Source organism: Methylobacterium aerolatum (genome assembly GCF_022179085.1).
GTDB classification, from domain to species: Bacteria; Pseudomonadota; Alphaproteobacteria; order Rhizobiales; family Beijerinckiaceae; genus Methylobacterium; species Methylobacterium aerolatum.
Genome location: NZ_BPQE01000030.1, coordinates 1 through 2,466, shown reverse-complemented (window position 1 = coordinate 2,466; position 2,466 = coordinate 1). Strand labels below are relative to the sequence as shown.

Below are 2,466 nucleotides of genomic sequence, written 5' to 3'. Positions count from 1 at the left end.
GTAAGCGGTGTCCTCAAGCCACGGCTTTGAGGGCTGGCGTTGGCTGGTAAGCCCATGGCAGCAGATCATCGAGGTGCCGCTGCGGATGGCCCTCGACGATGCGGGTGATGACGTCGGCCAGGTAGGCCTGCGGCTCGACGCCGACGAGCTTGCAGGTCTCGACCAGCGAGGCGATCACCGCCCAGTGCTCGCCTCCGCCGTCCGAGCCAGCGAACAGGGCATTCTTCCGGTTCAAAGCCAGAGGCCGGATCGCGCGCTCGACAGTGTTGGAGTCGATCTCCACGCGCCCATCATGGAGGAACAGGCTCAGCCCTGCCAGCGGCTCAGGGCGTAGCGGATCGCCTCCGCGAGGTTGCTCTTGCGGCTCAGGGGGTCGAGCTTCTCCCGCAGCCACGGCTCCAGCGCTTCGACCACCGGCCGGCTTCGCTCCTGACGGGCGGCCCGGCGCTCCTCGGCCGGACGCCCGCGGATATCGGCTTCGATCCGGTAGAGCGCGGCGATGCGCGACAGCGCCTCCGTGGCAATCGGCGAGGCCGCGGCAAGGTCATAGAATTGCCGACGCACATGGCTCCAGCAGTAGGCCAGCCGCACCGCGCCGCCCTTGGCCAAGCTCTCGTAGGCCGCGTAGCCGTCGACCTGGAGCACGCCCGCAAACCCGCAGAGATGTGCGATCGGTCGTCCAGCCGTGCGGTCGGGGGCGTACACGTAGGCAACGCCCGGCGGATCCGATCCGCCCCAGGGTCGGTCGTCGCGCGCATACGCCCAAAGCTGGCCGGTCTTGGTGCGGCCGCGGCCCGGATCGAGCACCGGTGCCGTGGTCTCGTCGGCAAACAGCTTGCCCGAGTGCTTGAGCGTCTCCAGCAGCCGCGCGTGCACGGGCCGGAGGAGGAAGGCGGCGCGCCCGACCCAGTCGGCCAGCGTCGAACGGTCGAGGCTGACGCCCTGGCGGGCAAAGATCTGCGCCTGCCGGTAGAGCGGCAGGTGGTCGGCATATTTGGAGACGAGGACCTGCGCGATGAGAGCGTCGGTGGGTAGTCCGCCCTCGATCAGCCGCGCCGGCGCGGGTGCCTGCACGACCGCGTCTCCACAGGCGCGGCACGCGTAGCGCGGGCGCCGGATCACCAGCACCCGGAACTGTGCCGGCACCACGTCGAGGCGCTCGGACACGGACTCGCCGATCCGGTGCAGGGCACCCGAGCAGCATGGACAGGCGGTGCTGTCGATATCGACGAGGCACTCGACCCGCGGCAGGTGGGCGGGCAGCGCCCCGCGGTTCGTGCGCCGTTTGGCCCTCCGCGCCTCCTGCTTGGCCGGTTCATTCTCCTCGTCGGCAAAGCCCGCGGCCTCGACCTGCTCAGCCTCCTCCAGCCCGAGCAGAAGCTGATCCTCAGGCAGGCTCTCGGCGCGGCGGCCGAAGCGGTGGCGCTGCATGGCCAGGATGATCTGGCGCAGCCGCTCGTTCTCGGCGCGCTCCTCGGCGAGCAGCGCCTTGAGCGTCTCGGGATCGTCGGACGAGGGCGAAGCAGGCGCGGCCACGAAGAAGATTAGATCAGATTTGCCAGTGGCTTACTACCGCGATGAAGCCCGTCCGCCAGCCTTTTTGCTCAGCCGGCAACCGCTGGCACGCCCACGGGACGCGCCGCATGGACGCGCTTCCAGTCCAAGCCTTCCACGAGCGCCGCGAGCTGCGCCGCACTCAGCCGCACCACGCCGTCCTCGATCTTCGGCCAACAGAACTGACCCGCCTCCAAACGCTTGGTCGCGAGGACCAGCCCGCTTCCATCCCAGACCAAGAGCTTCACCCGGTCGGCCCGCTTTGAGCGGAACACGTAGACCGTGCCGGAGAAGGGGTCCGCGCCCATCGCGTCACGGACCAGAGCGGCCAGCCCATCCATGCCCTTGCGGAAGTCCACCGGCCGTGTGGCCAACATCACGCGCACCGCACCGGAGGGCCCGATCATGGGCAAGCCTTCAGCGCCTGGATCACCGCCGCGATCTGAGCCGGGCTCGCGCCCTGAGCGATGCGGACCGTGGCGCCAGCGATCTCAACTTCGATGCTGTGGCCGCCGCATCGCTCCCCCACCCCGGGGCTCATCTCGGCCAGGGTCGGCTCCTGTGGTCCCACACTCATCACGGCCGGTACGAACTGCAATGGGCGCTCGCCGTCGTGTCCCCGCCCCTGACGCACCAGGCGTCGCCACGTGAACAGCTGCGAGGCGCTCAATCCATGTCTGCGCGCCACCGCACTGATCGAGGTGCCCGGCCCATCGCTCTCGGCGACGATGGCCGCCTTCTCCTCATCAGACCACGTGCGCCGCCGGCCGGCCCCGGTGAACAGCTCCAGGCGCCGGATCGGCTCCGACATAGCCATACGCCCTGACATCGACATGTGACGGAGCTCCCATGCCGCTCCGTATGTCGCCTTCACACCGTTTGCCGGAAGGTGGCGCCCAGACAGCGCTTACG

At 69.3% G+C, this 2,466-nt stretch carries 2 protein-coding genes and 1 pseudogene; all 3 read right to left on the bottom strand.

Annotation, left to right across the window (positions count from 1 at the left end; translation table 11 throughout):
• Positions 1–13: 13 nt before the first annotated feature.
• Positions 14–1,536 (bottom strand): annotated as a pseudogene (tnpC, locus tag MFF06_RS18900) (IS66 family transposase).
• A 68-nt stretch (positions 1,537–1,604) separates the two neighbouring features.
• The gene (gene tnpB / locus MFF06_RS18895; RefSeq protein ID WP_238206832.1) at positions 1,605–1,961 is read right to left on the bottom strand and encodes an IS66 family insertion sequence element accessory protein TnpB; all 357 of its coding nucleotides are present in this window, start codon (positions 1,959–1,961) and stop codon (positions 1,605–1,607) included.
• Positions 1,958–2,365: an IS66-like element accessory protein TnpA gene (gene tnpA / locus MFF06_RS18890; protein ID WP_238206830.1), complete on the bottom strand. Its 408-nt coding sequence runs from the start codon at positions 2,363–2,365 to the stop codon at positions 1,958–1,960. The genes tnpB and tnpA overlap by 4 nt, the downstream gene beginning before the upstream one ends.
• Positions 2,366–2,466: the final 101 nt, after the last annotated feature.

Bases quoted from the DNA above. Each gene is read 5' to 3' on its own strand.
- tnpB (WP_238206832.1), bottom strand. From the start codon at position 1,961: ATGATCGGGCCCTCCGGTGCGGTGCGCGTGATGTTGGCCACACGGCCG.
- tnpA (WP_238206830.1), bottom strand. From the start codon at position 2,365: ATGTCGGAGCCGATCCGGCGCCTGGAGCTGTTCACCGGGGCCGGCCGG.